The following is a 19,243-nucleotide window of genomic DNA, read 5'->3' on the forward strand; positions in this document are numbered from 1 at the left end:
TCCTCGCTGTCGAGTGATTTGTACCGTTTTGGTCAGCGTACAACGGAGGAGCGGTGTCAGCACTCAGGGTTACGCCACCGCGGCTGCTGCCGGAGAGCTGAAGACCGTTTCCAGCTGGTCGAACTCCTCCAGACAGCGCCCGGTGCCCAGCGCGACACAGTCCAGCGGGGCATCGGCCACGATCACCGGCATGCCGGTCTCCTGGATGAGTCGCTGATCCAGCCCGTGCAGCAGCGCGCCGCCACCGGTCAGTACGATGCCGCGCTCCATGATGTCGCCGTAGAGCTCGGGCGGGCATGCGTCAAAGGCGGTGCTCACCGCGTCGACGATGGCCTGAACGGGGGATTCGATCGCCTCCAGCACGGCCTCCGTGCTCAGTTCGACGCTCTTGGGCATGCCGGTGCTCTTGTCCCGGCCGCGCACCGGAATCAGGGACTCCTGCCCGATGACCATCTTGATCTCTTCAGCGGTCCGCTCGCCGACCGCTATCGCGTGCTGCTTTTCGATATAGCCGGCGATGGCCGTGTCCAGCGTGTCCCCGGCGACCCGGGCGGAGTGCGAGGCGACCATGCCGCCCAGCGAGATAATGGCGATCTCGGTGGAGCCGCCACCGATGTCCACCACCATGATGCCGCGCGCCTCATGCACCGGCAGTCCGGCACCGATGGCGGCGGCCATCGGCTCCTCGATCAGATGCACCGACTTGGCGCCCGCCCGGGACGCGGTCTGCAGCACGGCACGGCGCTCAACGCCGGTCACCCCGCTGGGAACGCAGACGATCACCCGGGGCGCACGGACCCGGCCCCGCCGCCGGGCCTTCCGGATGAACGCGCGCAGCATGCCCTCGGCGGCTTCGAAGTCCGTGATGACACCGCCCTTGAGCGGACGGGTGGCGACGATGGAGCCAGGAGTACGGCCTACGGCCTCTCTGGCTTCGTGGCCGACCGCCAGCACCTCCCCGGTGCGGGAGTCGATGGCCACGACCGAGGGTTCATTCAGGATCACGCCGCGCCCGCGGGCGTAGACGAGGGTGTTGGCGGTGCCGAGATCTATGCCGATGTCCCGGGTGCTGAACGGTGTGCTCTTTGCCATGTGACCTGACCCCGCTACTTTCGAGTGCGTTCGCCGGAAATGTCGTGCTCGTCGTGCAGCATACTCACCGATCGGGAATCGCGCGGGGCATAGGGTGCCGACCATGCGGATATGCGTCTTCTGCTCGGCCGCCGAGCTCGACGAGGTCTACACCGCTCCGGCCAGGGAGTTCGCCCGGCTCATCGGCGAGCGCGGACACACCCTGGTCTGGGGCGGCTCGGATGCCGGACTGATGAAGGTGATGGCGGACGGAGTACGGGAGTCCGGCGGGCGGCTGGTCGGAGTATCGGTGGAGTTCCTCCAGCACACGGTACGCCCGGAGGCGGACGAGATGATCGTCACGGTCAGCCTCGCGGAGCGCAAGGCCCAACTCCTGGAGCGCGCGGACGCCATTGTGGTGATGGTCGGCGGGACCGGCACGCTGGACGAGGCCACCGAGATCCTGGAGCTGAAGAAACACGGCATGCACGCCAAGCCAGTCGTGGTGCTGAACACCGCCGGTTTTTACGACGGATTGCGGCAGCAGATGGAGCGGATGGACATCGAGGGCTTTCTTCCGCTGCCGCTGGCCGAGTTGGTCGTCTTCGCGGACAACAGCGACCAGGCGCTCAAGCTGCTTGGGGCATAAGGGATCATGGGGGCATGGCTACACATCTGATCACGGGAGCAGGGTCCGGCATCGGAGAGGCGGTCGCACAGCGGCTGCTGGAACGTGGCGATGAGCTGTGGCTGCTGGCGCGCAACGCGGGACGTGCGAAGGAGCTGGCCGAGCGCTTCGCGGGAACCGGCGGTACGGTCCATACGCTCGTTGGCGACCTGGGCGAACCCGAGCGGCTCTCCTGGGCCCTCAGTCACCAGACGCTGCCCGGGGAACTGGACTCGCTGCTGCATATCGCGGGTGTCGTGGAGCTGGGCACGGTCGCTGAGCTGACGCCCAAGGTGTGGAACGCCACCCTGGCGGCCAATCTGGTGGCGCCCGCTGAGCTGACCCGGCTGCTGCTGCCGCACGTACGGCTGGCGCGCGGGCACATCATCTTCGCCAACTCCGGCGCCGGGCTGCGCGCGAACGCCCAGTGGAGCGCCTATGCCGCCAGCAAGCACGGCCTCAAGGCGCTCGCTGACGCGCTGCGTGCCGAGGAGGCGGCGCATGGCATCCGGGTGACCAGCGTCTACCCGGGGCGCACCGCCACCGCGATGCAGGCGAAGGTCCACCAGCAGGAGGGCAAGGAGTTCCACCCGGCGGACTGGATGACGCCGGAGTCGGTGGCGACCACCATCCTGACCGCTCTCGATCTGCCGCGCGGCAGCGAGATCACCGACCTGAGCGTCCGGCCGAGCGGCTGAGCGGGCTGCTGACCGGGGCTGCTGAGCCGGGCGGCTGTCCACTGGGCCGTACGCTTCTGGGGTGAGCGACAAGCACAGGTTCAGTTGGGGTACGGGCGCCGCGAGCGGGATCGGGTCGATGCCCGGTGACGACGCCCGGGAAGCGGCGAAGACCGTCACCGGTTCGCTGGAGGCGCTGCCATATCTGCCGGAGCTGCCCGCACGCGGGCCCGGCGCGGACATGATCGGGCGGACCGCCGGGATGCTGGTCGAGCTGTACGCGCATGTGGAGCCCAGCGGCTGGCGGATCAGCGACCGGCCGGGGCGGGACACCAAGCGGGCGCGGTCCTGGCTGGGCGAGGACCTGGATGCCCTGGAGGAGTTCACCCAGGGGTACGAGGACGCGCTCAAGGTCTCGGCCGTCGGCCCGTGGACGCTCGCCGCGGCGCTGGAGCGGCGCAGCGGTGAGGCGATGCTGGGGGACCCCGGGGCCTGCCGGGATCTGCTGGAGTCCCTGGCCGAGGGGGTGCGCGGACATCTGGCGGAGGTGCAGCGCCGGGTGCCGGGAGCCCGTACCGTGCTGCAGCTCGATGAGCCCTCGCTCGGCGCGGTGCTGCACGGCCGCGTCCCGACGGCGAGCGGCTACCGCACACACCGGGCCGTCGACCGGGCCGTCGTCGAGGGCGCGCTGCGCGATCTCGTACGGGCCGCCGGGGATACCGGCACCTCCGTAGTGGTGCACACCTGTGCGCCGGAGGTGCCCTTCGCGCTGCTGCGGCGGGCCGGGGTTACCGGGATCTCGGTGGACTTCTCCCTGCTTACCGAGCGTGAGGATGAGGCGATCGGGGAAGCGGTGGAGTCCGGCACCGCGCTCTTCGCGGGTGTCGTGCCCGGCACCGAGCCGAGCTCGGGTGCATTGTCAGACCCGGCCGGTAGCGTCATGGGTGTCAGGTCGCTATGGCGCAGGCTGGGGCTGTCGCCCGGGCTCCTTGCGGAGTCTGTGGTGATCACTCCGGCGTGCGGTCTCGCGGGTGCCTCGCCGGCGTACGCGCGCGAGGCGCTGGCGCACTGCGCCCGGGCGGCGAGATCGCTCGCAGACAACCCTGAGTAACGGGAGGACGACACGGTGGCTGCCGAACAGCACGCAGCAGTGCCCGCCGCGGCGCGGGAGAAGCACGCGCGACTGGCGGAGCAGATCGAGGAGCACCGCTTCCGGTACTACGTGAAGGACGCTCCCATCATCAGCGACGCCGAGTTCGACCGGCTGCTGCGTGAGCTGGAGGGGCTGGAGGACGAGCACCCCGGGCTCAGGACCCCGGACTCGCCGACCCAGAAGGTCGCGGGACAGTACGAGACCGAGTTCACCGAGGTCCAGCACCGTGAGCGGATGCTGTCCCTGGACAACGCCTTCGATGAGGAGGAGCTGACCACCTGGGCGGACCGCATCGCCCGGGAGCTGGAAGGGATCCCGTATCACTTTCTCTGCGAGCTCAAGCTCGACGGCCTCGCGGTCAATCTGACGTATGAGCACGGCAGGCTGACCCGCGCCGCGACCCGGGGGGACGGGCGCACGGGAGAGGACATCACGCCCAATGTGCGCACCATCGAGGACATTCCGGAGCGGCTGACCGGCGATCAGATCCCGGACTTGGTGGAGATCCGGGGGGAGGTCTTCTTCCCGATGGAGCGCTTCCAGGAGCTCAACGCCCGGCTGGTGGCGGACGGCAAGCCGCCGTTCGCCAACCCGCGTAACGCCGCGGCCGGTTCGCTGCGGCAGAAGGACCCGAAGATCACCGCCAGCCGCCCGCTGCATATGCTCGTGCATGGCGTCGGGGCGCTGGAAGGCATGGATCTGGACCGGCTCTCGCACGCCTATGAGCTGCTGAAGAAGTGGGGGCTGCCGACCTCCGAGCACAACAAGGTGGTCGACTCGATCGACGGGGTGCGGAAGTTCATCGCCGACTCGGCCAGCCAGCGGCACTCGCTGGGACAGGAGATCGACGGTGCTGTCATCAAGCTCGATGAGATCCGGCTGCAGGGACGGCTGGGATCCACCTCGCGGGCGCCGCGCTGGGCGATCGCCTGGAAGTTCGCGCCCGAGGAGGTCAACACCAAGCTGCTGGACATCCGCGTCGGCGTCGGGCGGACCGGGCGGGTCACGCCGTACGCGGTGGTGGAGCCCGTCACGGTCGCGGGCTCGGAGGTGGAGTTCGCCACCCTGCACAACCAGGAAGTGGTGAAGTCCAAGGGCGTCCTCATCGGGGACACCGTCGTGCTGCGCAAGGCCGGCGATGTCATTCCGGAGATCCTGGGCCCGGTTGCCGGCCTGCGGGACGGCAGCGAGCGGGAGTTCGAGATGCCCACCGAGTGCCCCGACTGCGGCAGCGCGCTGCGCCCCATGAAGGAGGGCGACATCGATCTGCGCTGCCCCAACGCCCGCTCCTGCCCGGCACAGTTGCGGGAGCGTACTTACTATCTGGCGGGCCGTAAGTGCCTGGACATCGAGAACTTCGGCTATGTGGCCGCCACGGCGCTCACTCAGCCGCTGGAGCCGGCGGAGCCGCCGTTGAAGGATGAGGGCGGGCTCTTCGATCTGACGGTGGAAGAGCTGCTGCCCATCAAGTCCTATGTGCTGGACCCGGACAGCGGCCTGCCCAAGCGTGACCCCAAGACGGGCGAGGAGAAGGTTGTTACCTTCTTCGCCAACCAGAAGGGCGAGCCGAAGAAGAACACCCTGGCCATGCTGGAGAACATCCAGGCCGCCAAGCGACGGCCGCTCGCCAGGATCATTACCGGCCTGTCCATCCGGCATGTCGGGCCGGTGGCGGCCCAGGCGCTGGCCCGTGAATTCCGCTCGCTGGACCGTATCGCCGAGGCGGACGAGGCCGAGCTGGCGGCGGTCGAGGGGGTGGGTGAGACCATCGCGGCCTCGGTGAAGGACTGGTTCGCCGAGGACTGGCACCGCGACATCGTCGAGCGGTGGCGGGCCGCGGGGGTCCGGATGACGGAAGAGGGCGGCGAGGACATCGGGCCGCGCCCGCTGGAGGGTCTCACCGTGGTCGTAACGGGAACTCTTCGGTCACACACCCGGGACGGCGCAAAAGAGGCACTGCAGAACCTGGGCGCGAAAGTGACTGGTTCTGTATCAAAAAAGACTGGATTCGTCGTTGTAGGGGATAACCCCGGATCAAAATATGACAAAGCCGTCCAGTTGAAGGTGCCGATTGTGGATGATGAGGGCTTCGCCGTCCTGCTGGAACACGGCCCTGACGCGGCCCGCGAGGCCGCCTTGACCCCGGAGGCGTAGCGTCCGGCAGCGTGGCTGCGCGGGCGCGAACGGTCCTGCGTACAACCGGCACATCATCCGTACGGCGCATATCAGATGGTGTTGAGGGTAGGACCGCATTCGGGCAACCACGCTGGATCGCTGCCCCTGACAGCCGTCCGCGGCCTACTGTTGAAACGTGCGCCTGCCGTGGCGTGGGCACCGACGGCCGTGAGAGGGACGCGCATGCAGCAGACATCTGTAGAACGTGGACGGGAACAGCTCCGCCACGATCTTCCGAACATCTCTCCGGCCGATGGCGTTGAACGGGTCAGCTGGATTCAACGCCTGGCGACCACGTCAGTCCCCGGACTCTCCCTGCTCGTTGTCGCCGGAGCGGCGGCAGCGCTGGCCATCGGCGTCTACCGGGTGCTGGACCAAGGCCGCGCGCTCTTCCCCGGCGCGACCGCCGGCTGGGCCTTCGCCATCCTCACCGGCGTCATCGTTGGCCACTTGGTGGCCATCGGCCGGGACCGCTGGTGGGGCGGCACCGGCTCCGGCGCCGCCCTCACTCTCGCCATCCTGTTGCTCTACGGCTGGGTTCCGGCCACTTTGATCAGCCTCGCTGTGGTGGTGCTGGTCGGCGCCGTCCGGCACCACCGCTGGCGGCAGGCCGTGGTGCACGGGGCCGTCGACATCCTTGGCGTTGGCGCCTCGGCGCTGACTATGGCCGCCTTCGGCACTCACCCGTCCGTGGAAGCCCCCTGGGCACCCGCCGATTGGCGATGGGCCGCGCTGCCTGAGGTGCTGATCGCGGCCTGCACGTATCTGTTCATCACCCGGGTGCTGCTCTGGTACTGCCTGGCGCCCCGCAGCGGCGGACTGCCCACGGCCGCGCGCACCGCGCTGCTGCGGCAGGGGCTCGTCTGTGTCGCACTGCTCGGCATTTCGCCGCTGATCGTGGTCGTCGCCGTCCATATGCCGGTATTGCTGCCGCTCTTCGCCGTGCCGCTGATCGCGCTGGACTCCACGCTGTGGATCGCCCGCGCACGCGCCGAGGAGCAACTGCGCGATCCGCTCACCGGATTGCCCAACCGGCTCTGGCTGATGGAGCGCACCTGGTCCGCGCTGGATGAGGCCGACCGGCAGGGAGCGCGGTCCGCGCTCATACTGATCGACCTCGATCGCTTCCGCTCGGTCAATGACACCCTGGGGCACCGTGCGGGTGACCGGCTGCTGCTCCAGATAGCGGACCGGCTCCGGCTGGAGCTCCCGCGGGACGCGGAGGCGGCCCGGCTCGGCGGCGATGAGTTCGCGGTGCTGCTACCGCTGGCCGACTCAGCGACCAGCGCACAGCGTGTCGCCCGGGCCCTGGTCTCCGCACTGAGCTCACCGCTGGATCTGGACGGCCTGACGCTGGTGCTGGAGGCCAGCGCGGGGGTCGCCGTCTTCCCCGACCACGCGCGGGAGGCCGAGGGCCTGCTCCGCCGCGCGGATGTGGCGATGTACGAGGCCAAACGGGAGCGCACTGGCGTGGAGGTCTACGACGCCACCCGGGACGGCAACACCCCCGACCGGCTCGGACTCCTGGGTGACCTGCGGCGTGCCCTGGACGCGGGCGACGTTGAGCTGCACTACCAGCCCAAGGTCGCCTTCGACGGAGAGGTCGCCGGTCTGGAGGCGCTGGTGCGGTGGATGCACCCGGAGCGGGGCAAGGTGCCGCCGGATGAGTTCATCGCCATCGCCGAGTCCTCTGGGCTGATGCCCCGGCTGACCGAGTACGTACTGGACACCGCGCTGCGGCAGGTCGCCGTCTGGCGTGCGGTGGGCCTGAAGGTGCCGGTCGCGGTCAATGTGTCGCCCAGGGATGTGCACACCCCCGGCTTCGCGGGCGCGGTGGCCGCCCGGCTGGCCCGGCACGGCGTCCCGGCGGGGGCGTTGCAGCTGGAGATAACCGAGCATGTGCTGCTTGAGGACCCGCAGCAGGCGGCGGACACGCTGGCCGGGCTGACCGGCCACGGAGTGAAGATGTCCCTGGACGACTTCGGCACCGGATACTCCTCGCTGGTGCACTTGCGGCGGCTGCCGGTGAGTGAGCTGAAGATCGACCGGTCGTTTGTGGCCCGGCTGGCGGTGGACACCGAGGACGCGGAGATTGTGCGCTGCACGGTCGACTTGGCCCACTCCCTGGGGCTTCTTGTGGTCGCTGAGGGCGTCGAGGACGACGAGACCTGGGAGCGGCTTCGGGATCTGGGCTGTGACGCGGTACAGGGGTGGCTCGTCTCGGCGGCGATGCCGCCTGCGGAGACCACTGCGTGGCTGAGGGCGCGGGACAGTGTGCCGGTGGCGTTGCCGCCGGGGGTTTCCGCGGCTGCGGAGAAGGCCCCAGGCCCGGTCCAGTGACCCCCTTGCGGGGCAGCCCCGTTCGGGCCCGCCTCTTCCCAGCTGGGCGGTGTGCGGCTGCGCCGAGTGGCGGGGCTTCGCCCGGTGGCGGGGGTGCCGTGGGTGGGTTTCCCCGTAATCCCGCCCCTTCCCGGAAACCGGGGCTCGCGCCCCGGGGCCCCGGGGGTGGCCCGGTGCGGGCCGGTGGCCGGGTTGTGCCCACCCACAGCCCCTCGCGGGGCTGCGAGTGCCCACAACGGGGGGTGGGGGTCTGGGGGGCGTAGCCCCCGGTTTCCGGGGAGGGGTGGGATATGGGGACAGCCACCCCGGGGTGCCCTAGCGGATGGCGGTTACCGCTGACTCCCGGGCTGTCAGGGGGACGACCCGGGGGTTGTGGAAGCCCGTGTCGGTGAGCCACCGCACCGCGTCCGCTCCGGTGTAGTCGAAGCCGCCGGGCGTCTCAATGAGCATATTGAGGCTCATCAGCAGGCCAGCCGTATTCACCCGCCGCTCATCATCGATCAGGGTCTCGTAGAGCACCACCATGCCGCCCTCCGGCAGCGCCTCATACGCCTTCTCCAGCAGCATCCGCTTCGTCGGCAGATCCCAGTCATGCAGGATGTGGCCGAAAATAAGCACCTCCGCCCGGGGCAGCGGGTCGGTGAAGAAGTCACCGGGCACGAAGTCAACCCGGTCCGCGAGCCCCCGCTCCCGTACGTACTCCGTCAGCACCGGACCGACCGCCGGAAGGTCGAAACCCACACCCCGCAGCTGAGGGTGCGCGGTCAGCAGCCCGGCCAGCAGCGCGCCCTGCGCGGAGCCCACATCACAGACGGTGCGGTAGCCCCGCCAGTCGACGGCCTGGGCCAGCGCGTCGACGGACCGTGCCGACAGCCCGCTCATCGCGCGCTGGAAATCCCGCAGCCGCTGCGGATCGCTGTAGAGCTCGCCGAAGAAATCGGTCTCACCCGGCTGCCGGCCGGCCGCCTCGTTCTGCGGCAGCCCGGTCCGCAGCCCGGTCGTCAGCTGCCCCCAGAAGCCATAGAGCCGTTCGTTCAGCATCTCCAGCCAGCCGCCCAGATAGTCCGGCGAGGCGCGGTCCAGATAGCGGGCGGTGTCCGGGGTATTGGCGTAGGTGTCGCCATGGCGCTCCAGCATGCCCAGCGAGACCAGGGCGTCGAAGAAGTCACGGGCCGAGCGTTTGGCCAGACCGAGCTCGTCCCGTAGCCGGTCACCGGTCACCGGACCGTTGCCCAGCCGGCTGAACAGACCGAGCTCCACCGCGCTGAGCAGGGTCTTGGCGGCCATGAACCCGGTCGCCAGCTCCAGGATGCCGTCCGGTCCGCGCGAGTCGTCTGCCACTATGTGTCCCTCACGTTCGGTTGATGCCTGTTATGCGCACCGTACCGATCGCCCGCCCCGTGCCGCGTCAGGGCCGCCGCCCGACGCGGGCAGCGGCACGGGAGCCATAGGATTGGGCCGCAAAGCCCAAACGCAAAAACATCAGCCATGAACTGAACCCTTAAGGATCGCTGCATGCCTGGCATTACGCGCGAGGAGGTCGCTCACCTCGCTCGGCTGGCGCGCCTGGAGCTGAAGGACGAAGAGCTCGAGCACTTCTCCGGACAGCTCGACGACATCATCGGAGCGGTCGCCGCCGTCTCCGACGTCGCCGATGAGGACGTACCGCCGACCTCCCACCCGCTGCCGCTGACCAATGTCATGCGCCCGGACGAGGTCCGTCCGAGCCTGACCCCCGAGCAGGCGCTCTCCAGCGCCCCGGCCCAGGAGCAGCAGCGTTTCAAGGTGCCGCAGATTCTGGGGGAGGAGTGACCGGCATGGCTGATCTGATCAGGCTTACGGCGGCGGAGACCGCCGCGAAGATCGCGAGCGGTGAGGTCACCGCCGTCGAGGTCGCCGAGGCGCATCTGGCCCGGATCGAGGCGGTGGACGAGAAGGTGCACGCCTTCTTGCACATCGACCGTGAGGGCGCGCTGGCCAAGGCCCGCGAGGTCGATGAGAGGCGGGCCCGGGGCGAGAAGCTGGGACCGCTGGCCGGTGTGCCGCTGGCGCTGAAGGACGTCTTCACCACTGAGGGCGTGCCCACCACCGTCGGTTCCAAGATCCTCGAGGGCTGGATTCCGCCGTATGACGCCACGCTGACCAAGCGGCTCAAGGACGCCGATGTGGTGATCCTCGGCAAGACCAATATGGATGAGTTCGCCATGGGCTCCTCCACCGAGAACAGCGCGTACGGGCCGACCGGCAACCCCTGGGACCTCACCCGGATCCCCGGCGGCTCCGGTGGCGGTTCGTCCGCCGCGCTCGCCTCGTACCAGGCCCCGCTGGCCATCGGTACGGACACCGGCGGCTCCATCCGGCAGCCCGCCGCCGTGACCGGCACCGTCGGCGTCAAGCCGACCTACGGCGGGGTGTCCCGGTACGGCCTGGTCGCCTTCTCCTCCTCCCTCGACCAGGGCGGCCCCTGCGCCCGTACGGTCCTGGACGCCGCCCTGCTGCACGAGGTCATCGCCGGGCACGACCCGATGGACTCCACCTCCATCGACGCCCCGGTGCCGCCGGTCGTCGAGGCGGCCCGTAACGGCGAAGTGCGGGGCATGCGCGTCGGCGTCGTCAAGGAGTTCGCCGGGGAGGGCTACCAGGCCGGTGTGATGCAGCGCTTCAACGAGTCCGCCGAGCTGCTGCGCGAGCTGGGCGCCGAGATCGTCGAGATCTCCTGCCCGTCCTTCGACAAGGCGCTGGCGGCCTACTATCTGATCGCACCGAGCGAGTGCTCCTCGAACCTCGCCCGCTTCGACGGGCTGCGGTACGGGCTGCGGGTCGGCGACGACGGCACCAGGTCCGCCGAGGACGTCACCGCGCTGACCCGGGAGGCCGGTTTCGGCGACGAGGTCAAGCGCCGGATCATGCTCGGCACGTATGCGCTCAGCTCCGGCTACTACGACGCGTACTACGGCTCCGCGCAGAAGGTACGGACGCTCATCACCCGTGACTTCGAGAAGGCCTTCGAGTCCGTGGATGTGCTGATCTCGCCCACCACGCCGACCACTGCCTTCCCGATCGGTGAGCGGGTGGACGACCCGATGGCGATGTACCTCGCCGACCTGTGCACCATCCCGTCCAACCTGGCCGGAAACGCCGCCATGTCGCTGCCCTGCGGCCTGGCCCCGGAGGACGGGCTCCCGGTGGGGCTCCAGATCATCGCCCCCGCCATGGCCGACGACCGGCTCTACCGTGTCGGAGCTGCCGTTGAGGCCGCCTTCCAGGCACGTTGGGGTCACCCACTGCTTGAGGAGGCACCGTCGCTATGAGCACGATCCAGAAGGCCAAGGGCTTCAAGAAGTCCAAGCCCGGTACATATCTGTCCATCGGCACCACGCTGTTCGGTGCGGTCAGCGTCGCCAAGCAGGCCAAGAAGGCCCGCCGTGAAGGCGACAAGCTGCAGCTCATCGACGCGGTCGTCTCCGCCGCCGCCATCGCCACCGGCGTCGCGCTCCTCGTACGTGAGCTGCGCCGCCTGGGCGAGGACGACATCCTCGCGGACGACTGACGCGGACCTTCGAAAGGCAATATTCCGTGACTGTCATTGACCTGGTGTCATACGAGGACGCGCTGGCTTCCTACGACCCCGTCATGGGTCTGGAGGTCCATGTCGAACTCGGCACCAAGACCAAGATGTTCTGCGGCTGCTCCACCGCCCTCGGCTCGGACGCCAACTCGCAGACCTGCCCCACCTGCCTCGGCCTGCCCGGCTCGCTTCCGGTCGTCAACGCGACCGGTGTGGAGTCCGCCATCAAGATCGGTCTGGCACTGAACTGCCAGATCGCTGAATGGTGCCGCTTCGCCCGGAAGAACTACTTCTATCCGGATATGCCGAAGAACTTTCAGACCTCGCAGTATGACGAGCCCATCGCCTTCAACGGCTATCTGGACGTTCAGCTGGAGGACGGCGAGGTCTTCCGCGTGGAGATCGAACGCGCCCATATGGAGGAGGACACCGGCAAGTCGACGCATGTGGGCGGCGCCACCGGCCGTATCCACGGCGCCTTGCACTCGCTGCTCGACTACAACCGCGCCGGTATCCCGCTGATCGAGATCGTCACCAAGCCGATCGAGGGCGCGGGCGCGCGGGCCCCGGAGGTCGCCAAGGCATACGTCACCGAACTGCGTGAGCTCATCAAGGCCCTCGGCGTCTCCGAGGCCCGGATGGAGATGGGCCAGATGCGCTGCGACGTCAACCTGTCGCTGATGCCGAAGGACTCCGCGACCTTCGGCACCCGGAGCGAGACCAAGAACGTCAACTCGCTGCGGAGCGTGGAGCGCGCGGTCCGCTTTGAGATCCAGCGGCACGCGGCGGTGCTCGGCACGGGCGGCATCGTCGTCCAGGAGACCCGGCACTTCCACGAGGACGACGGCACCACCACCTCCGGCCGGGTCAAGGAGGAGGCGGAGGACTACCGCTACTTCCCCGAGCCCGATCTGGTGCCGGTCGCCCCGTCCCGGGAGTGGGTGGAGGAACTGCGCGCTTCGCTGCCCGAGCTGCCACGGCTGCGCCGCAACCGGCTGCGCGAGGAGTGGGACATCTCCGCTCATGAGATGCAGTCCGTGCTCAACGCCGGTGCCATCGACCTGATCGTCGCCACCATCGACGCCGGTGCCCCGGCCGACCAGGCCCGTAAGTGGTGGATGGGCGAGCTGGCCCGCCGGGCCAACGAGGAGGGCGCCGAGCTGGCCGCGCTGCCGATCACCCCGGACCAGGTCGCCCGGGTATGCGCCCTGGTCAAGGAGGGCTCCCTCAACGACAAGCTGGCCCGCCAGACCATTGAGGGCGTACTCGCCGGGGAAGGCACTCCGGACGAGGTCGTCGAGAAGCGCGGCCTGAAGGTCGTTTCCGACGAGGGCGCGCTCAGTGCGGCCGTCGATGAGGCGATCGCCGCGAATGGGCCCATCGCCGACAAGATCCGCGGTGGCAAGGTCGCGGCGGCGGGGGCGCTGGTCGGCGCCGTGATGAAGGCCACCCGTGGCCAGGCGGACGCCGCGCGCGTGCGCGAGCTGATCCTGGAGAAGCTCGGCGTCGAAGGCTGACAGCCGGCGGTGCAGAACAGGGCACATCGGCCCCCGCGCTCCCGCAGCGCGGGGGCCGGCTCGTTGGCCGCCCTCGGGGGCGAGCCCGCACCGCGCCGCACTCTGCTGTGATGAAGCGCACGAAAGCGGGGGGAAACTGGCAAAAGATCTTCAAATACTGCCAGTGTTCATCCGTCAAGTACCTGAATGAGTGCTCTTTGAGGGCGGACTTCCCTGAAAGATCATCGAGTGACCGGGAAGCCTCCTCCAATGACCGCTCTCGCCCGGTGGTGCATACGGCACCGTCTCGCCGTTCTGCTGCTGTGGCTCGCCACCTTTGCCGGGGTCGGCGCCGCGGCGGCCGTCGTGGGCCCCTCGTATTCCACCCGGTATGAGGTACCCGGCACCGAGTCGGGGCGCGCCGCCGAGCTGCTCGCTGAGGCATTCCCCGGGCAGCGGGGCGACAGTGACACCGTCGTCTGGCATACAGGCGGTCCGGGCGATTCGGGGCGCGAAGGGGTTCGCAGCGCCGCCACCCGGCAGCGGATGACCCAGGCGCTGGACCGTGTCGGACAACTGCCCTCGGTCGCGGCGGTCTCCAGCCCGTACCAGGACGGTGCCGAGCGGCAGATCAGCCGGGACGGGCACACCGCCTACGCCACCGTCACCTATGACCGGCCCGCCGAAGAGCTGGACTCCGCCGTGGTGGAGCAGGTCGTCGACACCGCACGGGACGCGGCGACCGCTGGACTCCAGGTCGAGGTGGGCGGCCCGGCGGTCGGTCTCGCCCAGACGCCCAGCGGTCATCTCGCCGAGGCGGTGGGGCTCGCGGTCGCGGCCGTCGTCCTCTTCCTCGCCTTCGGCTCACTCGCCGCCACCGCGCTGCCGCTGATCACCGCGCTGGCCGGCGTCGGTACCGGGTATCTGGCCACGGGACTGCTCGGACACGCCATGACCGTCGCCGACTTCGCGCCCATGCTCGGCACCCTGATCGGGCTTGGCGTGGGCATCGACTACGCGCTCTTCATCGTCACCCGGCACCGCCGGGGGCTCCGTCAGGGTCTGGGTGTCGCGGAGTCCGCCGAGCGCGCGCTGGCCACCTCGGGCCGGGCCGTGGTCTTCGCCGGGATCACCGTCTGTATAGCCCTGCTGGGAATGCTGGTGCTGCGGCTTGGCTTTCTGGGCGGGGTCGCGGTGGCCGCTTCGATGACGGTCGTACTGGCCGTACTCGCCTCGGTCACACTGCTGCCCGCCCTGCTCTCGTATATCGGCGGGCGGGCTCTCAGCCGCCGCGAGCGCCACCGCCTGCACACCCATGGCCCGGAGCCCGGGGGCCCGCGTGGGCTCTCCGCCCGCTGGTCCGGCTGTGTCGAGCGGCATCCCAAGCTGCTCGGCGCGGTGGCTGCTGTTCTTATGGCGGTGCTCGCGTTCCCCACGCTGGGTCTCCATCTGGGCACCTCCGACCAGGGCAACGGCCCGCGCACAGCCACTACCCGGCAGGCGTATGACCTGCTCGCCGAGGGCTTCGGCCCTGGCGTCAACGGGCCGCTCACCCTCGTCGGCGAGATCCATGGCCCCGGCGACCGGCTCGCCCTTGACCGGCTCGCACAGTCCCTGCGCGACACCCCTGGAGTGGCTGAGTCCATCGAGGCCACGGTCGGCGGCGGCGATACGGGGACGATCACCGTCATCCCCGAGACGGCACCACAGTCCCAGGACACCTCCGAGCTGGTGGAGCGACTGCGTACGGAGGTGCTCCCACAGGCGACCGGCGGCAGCTCGCTGGAGGTGTACGTCGGCGGGGTGACCGCCGCGTATGACGACTTCGCCACGGTGATACTCGGCAAGCTCCCGCTGTTCATCGGCGTCGTCATCGCACTTGGCTGTCTTCTGCTGCTGCTCGCCTTCCGCAGCTTCGGGATACCGCTCAAGGCGGCGGCGATGAATGTGCTGGCGGTGTCGGCCTCCTTCGGGATCGTTGTCGCGATCTTCCAATGGGGGTGGGGAAGTGAGGCGATGGGGCTGGGCGGCGCCGGGCCGATTGAACCCTTCCTGCCGGTGATCATGGTGTCCGTACTCTTCGGGCTCTCCATGGACTACCAGGTCTTCATGGTCAGCCGGATGTACGAGGAGTGGCAGGCCACCGGCGACAACCGCCGGGCGGTGCGGGTCGGCCTCGCCGAGACCGGACGAGTGATCAACTCTGCGGCGGTGATTATGATCGCGGTCTTCGGCGCGTTCGTACTCAGCGGCGACCGGATCATCGCGATGTTCGGCATCGGCCTTTCGGCCGCCGTCGCCCTGGACGCCTTCGTGCTGCGTACCCTGCTCGTGCCGGCGCTGATGCATCTGCTCGGCGGCGCCAACTGGTGGCTGCCGCCCTGGCTGGAACGGCGGCTGCCCAGGCTCAGCATCGAGCCGCCCCAGGCGCCGGTAAGGGTGCTTATCCCCGCGGCGGCGACCCAGCCCCCGGACACTAAGGCAACCGGAGCCGACAAGGCCCGCAGCCGAGCCCGGTCCTAAGGACCCAGGACACCGGACATCGGGCAGTCGCCCGATGCGATGGCCCCTCCTCAGAGAGCAATCTTGCAGCACATCGAGATTCCGGCCGAGGAGACACCATGTACCAGGACGTTCTGGCACACCAGGCCCGTATCGCCCAGCTGCGGCAGGAAGCCCAGCGGCAGCGGCTGGTCAGCCAGGTGAAGAAGGCCCGCCGCAAGGCGGCCGCCGAGGAACGGGAGCGGCGGGGAAGGCAGGAAGAAGGGGGAAGGCAGGAAGAAGGGGGAAGTTCGCAGGGGCGGGGACCCAAGCGGTGGTCGCGCTGGGTCAAGGCCGCCTGAGCAGGTCCTGAGACCGGCACCGGACAGAAAATGCCTGCCGTTGTGTCAGACCTCTATGCGATGCTCAGCGACGTGGAAGCAGCCAGCGTCAGCCCCGTCTTCGTCGGCCGCCGTGCCGAAGTGTCCGCTCTCACCGATGCGCTCGCCCGCACCGCCGCGGGAGAGCCGCAGGCGGTGGTGGTGGGCGGCGAGGCGGGAGTCGGCAAGACGCGGCTGCTGGAGGAGTTCCTGGCCGCCGCCCGGAAGACCGGTGCGGTTACGGCCGTTGGCGGCTGTATAGAGATCGGCGCGGACGGGCTCCCCTTCGCGCCCGTATCGACCGTGCTGCGCTCACTGCACCGTCAGTTGGGGGACGAGCTCACGGCCGCCGCCGCCGGACAGGAGGGCGAGCTGGCCAGGCTGCTGCCCGAACTGGGCGAAGCCACCCGGGAGTTCCACGATGAGGACGGCCGTGCCCGGCTCTTCGAGCTCACCGCCCGGCTGCTGGAATCGCTCTCCCAGGACCGGACCCTGGTCCTGGCCATCGAGGACCTGCACTGGGCGGACCGCTCCACCCGCGAACTCTTCGCCTACCTCTTCCGCTCCCTGCACCAGGCCCGGCTGGTGCTCGTCGCCACCTACCGCTCCGATGACATTCACCGCCGCCACCCACTGCGCCCCTTCCTCGCCGAGCTGGACCGGCTGCGCACCATCCGGCGGATTGAGCTGCCCCGGCTCAGCCGGGACGAGGTCCAGGCCCAGATGGCCGGTATCCAGGGTGTGCCGGAGCCCGAGCGGGATCTTGTTGAGCAGGTCTTCGAGCGTTCCGAGGGCAATCCCTTCTTCGTCGAGGAGCTGACCACCCACTGCGGCACCTGCGACATCAGCGACTCCCTGCGCGATCTGCTGCTCGTACGGGTCGAGGCGCTGCCGGAGACCGCACAGCAGGTGGTGCGGGTCGCTGCCGAGGGCGGCTCCACAGTGGAGTTCTCCCTGCTCGCCGCGGTCGCGGAGGAGCGCGAGGATGAGCTGATCGGTGCGCTGCGGGCGGCGGTCGGCGGCCATGTGCTCACCCCGAGCGGGGACGGAGACGGGTACCGGTTCCGGCACGCGCTGGTGCGTGAGGCCGTCTCCGACGATCTGCTGCCCGGTGAGCGCAGCGGGCTCAACCGGCGCTACGCACAGGCGCTGGAGTCGGAACCGGGGCTGATACGGGCCGACCAGCGCGCGGCCCGGCTGGCGAGCTACTGGTACCACGCGCACGATGCGGCCAAGGCGCTGCCCGCCGTGCTTGACGCGGCGGTCGATGCCCGACGCCGCTACGCCTACGCCGAGCAACTGCGGCTGCTGGACCGTGCTTTGGAGCTGTGGGAGGACGCCTCACCACAGACCCGGGGCTCGGTGCGGGCCTTCGACCATGCCGAGGTGTATCCGGCGTGCGGCTGTGCGGACGAGGCGCTGCGCTATCTCGATCTGCTCGCCGAGGCGGTGTCCGCCGCGCTGCTGGCGGGCGAGCGCAAGCGGGCGCTGGCCTGTATCAAGCGGGCCCTGCGGCTGCTGGACGACCGGGCGGACCCGCTGCGCGCGGCCTGGTTCTGGACCCAGAAGTCAAAGCTCACCGAGCTCACCAGCCAGGGCGACGGCTGGGCGGAGCTGGCACGGGCGCAGGAGCTGGTGCGCGGGCTGCCGCCGTCCCCGGTGCATGCAGAGGTGCTGGCCAACGTCGCCGCCTGGGGATCCGTGCACGAACCTTCGCCCGATACCCTCACCACCGCCCAGCGGGCGGTGGAGCTCGCCTCACTCGTCGGTGCCGAGAGCATCGAGCTGCACGCCCGTGTGACGCTCGGTTATCTGCTGACCGGGTCCGGCGATGTGGCGGCCGGGCTGGCCGAGATGCGCGCCGCCGCCCGGCGGGTGGTTGAGCGGGCTCAAGTGACGGTGATGCGCTCACACGTCAATCTGGGCTCGGTCCTGGACGGGCTGGGGCGCTACGACGAAGCGCTCGTGGTGCTGGAGGAGGGACTTCAGGTCGCCCAGCGCTTCGGACAGCACCGGATCAAGGCCTGGCTGCACGGCAACCGTTCCGAGATCCTGTGCGCACTGGGGCGCTGGGACGAGGCGGATGCGGCGATCGCGGACACCCGGCAACACGCCCTGGGCGCACGGCCGCTGGGAGCAGCCGCGCTGCGCAGTGGGCAACTGGCCATGGACCGGGGCCATACCGACCTGGCCGCCCAGGAGCTGGCGGAGGCCTGGAAGCAGTACGGCACCCATGACCCCCAGCCGCAGCACGTCATTCCGCTGACGACTCTCGGAGTGGCGATCGAGGCCGCCAGGGGTCGTATCGGGGCGGCCCGGGAGCTGCTGGCGGAGGCCCTGGGCGGCGGCTTTCCGATGGGCACGGAGCGGTACGCCTGGCCGCTGCTGTTCGCCGCTGTGACGGCGGAGTCGGAGGCCCGTGGAACGCGCGCCGCCGAAGCCGGCCGGACGCGCGTCCTGGCCCGGATCCGGGAGACGGCCAAGCGGCTGCCCCGGCTGGTCCCGGTGTGGGCGGCTTATGGGCTGCTGGTCGACGCGGAGCTCATACGGGCCGAGGGGCGTACCGCGCCGGACCGCTGGGCGGAGGCGGTCACCGCACTGGAAGCGGTGGGACACCCTTTCCAGCTGGCCCAGGCGCGCTATCGCTGGGCCGAGGCGCTGCTGGACTCCGGCGAGGGGCGCGACCGGGCGGCTGATCTCCTTGCCCAGGCGCACTCAGTGGCCCAGGAGCTGGGCGCGGACCCATTGCGCGCCCGCATTGAGCAGCTGGCGGGACGGGCCCGTATCGCCGCGCTGGTACCGCCCGCCGATCCGGGTGAGTCCTTTGGTCTCACCCGTCGGGAACGGGGTGTGCTCGCCCTGGTGGCGGCGGGCCGCAGCAACCGTCAGATAGCCGAGGAGCTGTATATCTCGCCGAAGACGGCGAGTGTGCATGTCTCCAACATCCTGGCGAAGCTGGACGTCTCAAGCCGTGGTGAGGCGGCGGCGATGGCACACCGCCTCAGTCTTCTTCTTCCGACTCCGCCACCCGGGGGCGGGGCGGAAGCACCGCGGGCTCCGTTGGCATCGCGATAAGGATCTGGCCCGAGTCGAGGTCTACCGGGCCACAGCCCGGACCGAAGCTGCCCTCCTCGACGCGGGTGTGCTCCAGCCGCTGCCGCTCGTCCTCGGTGTGCTGGGTGGCTGGACTGAACAGTTCCTCGGCCAGACCGAACATGTCTCCGGTCTCCTTCCC

General features: G+C 69.6%; 15 protein-coding genes. 12 read left to right on the plus strand and 3 right to left on the minus strand.

The window, feature by feature from the left end; translation table 11 throughout:
* Positions 1-69: 69 nt before the first annotated feature.
* Positions 70-1,092 (minus strand): rod shape-determining protein, encoded by a 1,023-nt coding sequence (gene mreB / locus test1122_RS19850; RefSeq protein ID WP_232270513.1) that lies wholly within the window; start codon positions 1,090-1,092, stop codon positions 70-72.
* 103 nt (positions 1,093-1,195) lie between these two features.
* On the opposite strand from mreB, the gene test1122_RS19855 reads away from it, so the two are divergent.
* The 5 genes from test1122_RS19855 to test1122_RS19875 all read left to right on the plus strand — a co-directional run bounded on the left by test1122_RS19855 (position 1,196) and on the right by test1122_RS19875 (position 8,083).
* The gene (locus test1122_RS19855) at positions 1,196-1,720 is read left to right on the plus strand and encodes an LOG family protein (RefSeq protein ID WP_232270514.1); all 525 of its coding nucleotides are present in this window, start codon (positions 1,196-1,198) and stop codon (positions 1,718-1,720) included.
* Positions 1,721-1,734: 14 nt separating this feature from the next.
* Complete coding sequence (locus tag test1122_RS19860) at positions 1,735-2,436, plus strand: SDR family oxidoreductase (RefSeq protein WP_232270515.1); 702 nt, start codon at positions 1,735-1,737, stop codon at positions 2,434-2,436.
* A 118-nt stretch (positions 2,437-2,554) separates the two neighbouring features.
* A complete protein-coding gene (locus test1122_RS19865; protein WP_232272001.1) occupies positions 2,555-3,526 on the plus strand; it encodes a methionine synthase in 972 nt (323 codons plus the stop codon).
* 15 nt (positions 3,527-3,541) lie between these two features.
* Positions 3,542-5,722: an NAD-dependent DNA ligase LigA gene (gene ligA, locus test1122_RS19870; RefSeq protein WP_232270516.1), complete on the plus strand. Its 2,181-nt coding sequence runs from the start codon at positions 3,542-3,544 to the stop codon at positions 5,720-5,722.
* A gap of 204 nt (positions 5,723-5,926) precedes the next feature.
* A complete protein-coding gene (locus test1122_RS19875; protein WP_232270517.1) occupies positions 5,927-8,083 on the plus strand; it encodes a putative bifunctional diguanylate cyclase/phosphodiesterase in 2,157 nt (718 codons plus the stop codon).
* 315 nt (positions 8,084-8,398) lie between these two features.
* Here the strand turns inward: test1122_RS19875 and test1122_RS19880 are convergent, their stop codons facing one another.
* On the minus strand, positions 8,399-9,424 hold the full coding sequence (locus test1122_RS19880; protein WP_232270518.1) for a methyltransferase: 1,026 nt from the start codon (positions 9,422-9,424) through the stop codon (positions 8,399-8,401).
* A 174-nt stretch (positions 9,425-9,598) separates the two neighbouring features.
* Here test1122_RS19880 and gatC point away from each other — a divergent pair, with 174 nt between their 5' ends.
* The 7 genes from gatC to test1122_RS19915 all read left to right on the plus strand — a co-directional run bounded on the left by gatC (position 9,599) and on the right by test1122_RS19915 (position 19,083).
* Entirely contained in the window at positions 9,599-9,895 is a 297-nt protein-coding gene (gatC, locus tag test1122_RS19885) for an Asp-tRNA(Asn)/Glu-tRNA(Gln) amidotransferase subunit GatC (RefSeq protein ID WP_232270519.1), read from the plus strand.
* Between the two features lie 5 nt (positions 9,896-9,900).
* Positions 9,901-11,394 carry an Asp-tRNA(Asn)/Glu-tRNA(Gln) amidotransferase subunit GatA gene (gene gatA, locus test1122_RS19890; protein WP_232270520.1) on the plus strand — a complete coding sequence of 498 codons (1,494 nt, stop codon included), beginning with the start codon at positions 9,901-9,903 and terminating at the stop codon, positions 11,392-11,394.
* On the plus strand, positions 11,391-11,633 hold the full coding sequence (locus test1122_RS19895) for a hypothetical protein (protein WP_232270521.1): 243 nt from the start codon (positions 11,391-11,393) through the stop codon (positions 11,631-11,633). Before gatA ends, test1122_RS19895 begins: the two co-directional genes overlap by 4 nt.
* A gap of 26 nt (positions 11,634-11,659) precedes the next feature.
* Positions 11,660-13,168, plus strand: a complete 1,509-nt coding sequence (gatB, locus tag test1122_RS19900) for an Asp-tRNA(Asn)/Glu-tRNA(Gln) amidotransferase subunit GatB (RefSeq protein ID WP_232270522.1) — start codon at positions 11,660-11,662, stop codon at positions 13,166-13,168.
* 249 nt (positions 13,169-13,417) lie between these two features.
* Positions 13,418-15,670 (plus strand): MMPL family transporter, encoded by a 2,253-nt coding sequence (locus test1122_RS19905; protein WP_232270523.1) that lies wholly within the window; start codon positions 13,418-13,420, stop codon positions 15,668-15,670.
* Between the two features lie 98 nt (positions 15,671-15,768).
* Entirely contained in the window at positions 15,769-15,990 is a 222-nt protein-coding gene (locus test1122_RS19910; RefSeq protein ID WP_232270524.1) for a hypothetical protein, read from the plus strand.
* Between the two features lie 60 nt (positions 15,991-16,050).
* The gene (locus tag test1122_RS19915) at positions 16,051-19,083 is read left to right on the plus strand and encodes a helix-turn-helix transcriptional regulator (RefSeq protein ID WP_232272002.1); all 3,033 of its coding nucleotides are present in this window, start codon (positions 16,051-16,053) and stop codon (positions 19,081-19,083) included.
* On the opposite strand, the gene test1122_RS19920 is transcribed toward test1122_RS19915, so the two are convergent.
* Positions 19,010-19,225 carry a DUF6191 domain-containing protein gene (locus test1122_RS19920; RefSeq protein WP_232270525.1) on the minus strand — a complete coding sequence of 72 codons (216 nt, stop codon included), beginning with the start codon at positions 19,223-19,225 and terminating at the stop codon, positions 19,010-19,012. The two genes, test1122_RS19915 and test1122_RS19920, sit on opposite strands and share 74 nt — an antisense overlap.
* Between the last annotated feature and the right edge of the window lie 18 nt (positions 19,226-19,243).

This window comes from Streptomyces gobiensis (genome assembly GCF_021216675.1).
GTDB classification, from domain to species: domain Bacteria; phylum Actinomycetota; class Actinomycetes; order Streptomycetales; family Streptomycetaceae; genus Streptomyces; species Streptomyces gobiensis.

What these genes read in the sequence shown, in the direction of transcription:
- mreB (WP_232270513.1), bottom strand. Translation starts at nt 1,092, where the DNA reads ATGGCAAAGAGCACACCGTTCAGCACCCGGGACATCGGCATAGATCTC.
- test1122_RS19855 (WP_232270514.1), top strand. Translation starts at nt 1,196, where the DNA reads ATGCGGATATGCGTCTTCTGCTCGGCCGCCGAGCTCGACGAGGTCTAC.
- test1122_RS19860 (WP_232270515.1), top strand. Translation starts at nt 1,735, where the DNA reads ATGGCTACACATCTGATCACGGGAGCAGGGTCCGGCATCGGAGAGGCG.
- test1122_RS19865 (WP_232272001.1), top strand. Translation starts at nt 2,555, where the DNA reads ATGCCCGGTGACGACGCCCGGGAAGCGGCGAAGACCGTCACCGGTTCG.
- test1122_RS19875 (WP_232270517.1), top strand. Translation starts at nt 5,927, where the DNA reads ATGCAGCAGACATCTGTAGAACGTGGACGGGAACAGCTCCGCCACGAT.
- gatC (WP_232270519.1), top strand. Translation starts at nt 9,599, where the DNA reads ATGCCTGGCATTACGCGCGAGGAGGTCGCTCACCTCGCTCGGCTGGCG.
- gatA (WP_232270520.1), top strand. Translation starts at nt 9,901, where the DNA reads ATGGCTGATCTGATCAGGCTTACGGCGGCGGAGACCGCCGCGAAGATC.
- test1122_RS19895 (WP_232270521.1), top strand. Translation starts at nt 11,391, where the DNA reads ATGAGCACGATCCAGAAGGCCAAGGGCTTCAAGAAGTCCAAGCCCGGT.
- test1122_RS19905 (WP_232270523.1), top strand. Translation starts at nt 13,418, where the DNA reads ATGACCGCTCTCGCCCGGTGGTGCATACGGCACCGTCTCGCCGTTCTG.
- test1122_RS19910 (WP_232270524.1), top strand. Translation starts at nt 15,769, where the DNA reads ATGTACCAGGACGTTCTGGCACACCAGGCCCGTATCGCCCAGCTGCGG.
- test1122_RS19915 (WP_232272002.1), top strand. Translation starts at nt 16,051, where the DNA reads ATGCTCAGCGACGTGGAAGCAGCCAGCGTCAGCCCCGTCTTCGTCGGC.
- test1122_RS19920 (WP_232270525.1), bottom strand. Translation starts at nt 19,225, where the DNA reads ATGTTCGGTCTGGCCGAGGAACTGTTCAGTCCAGCCACCCAGCACACC.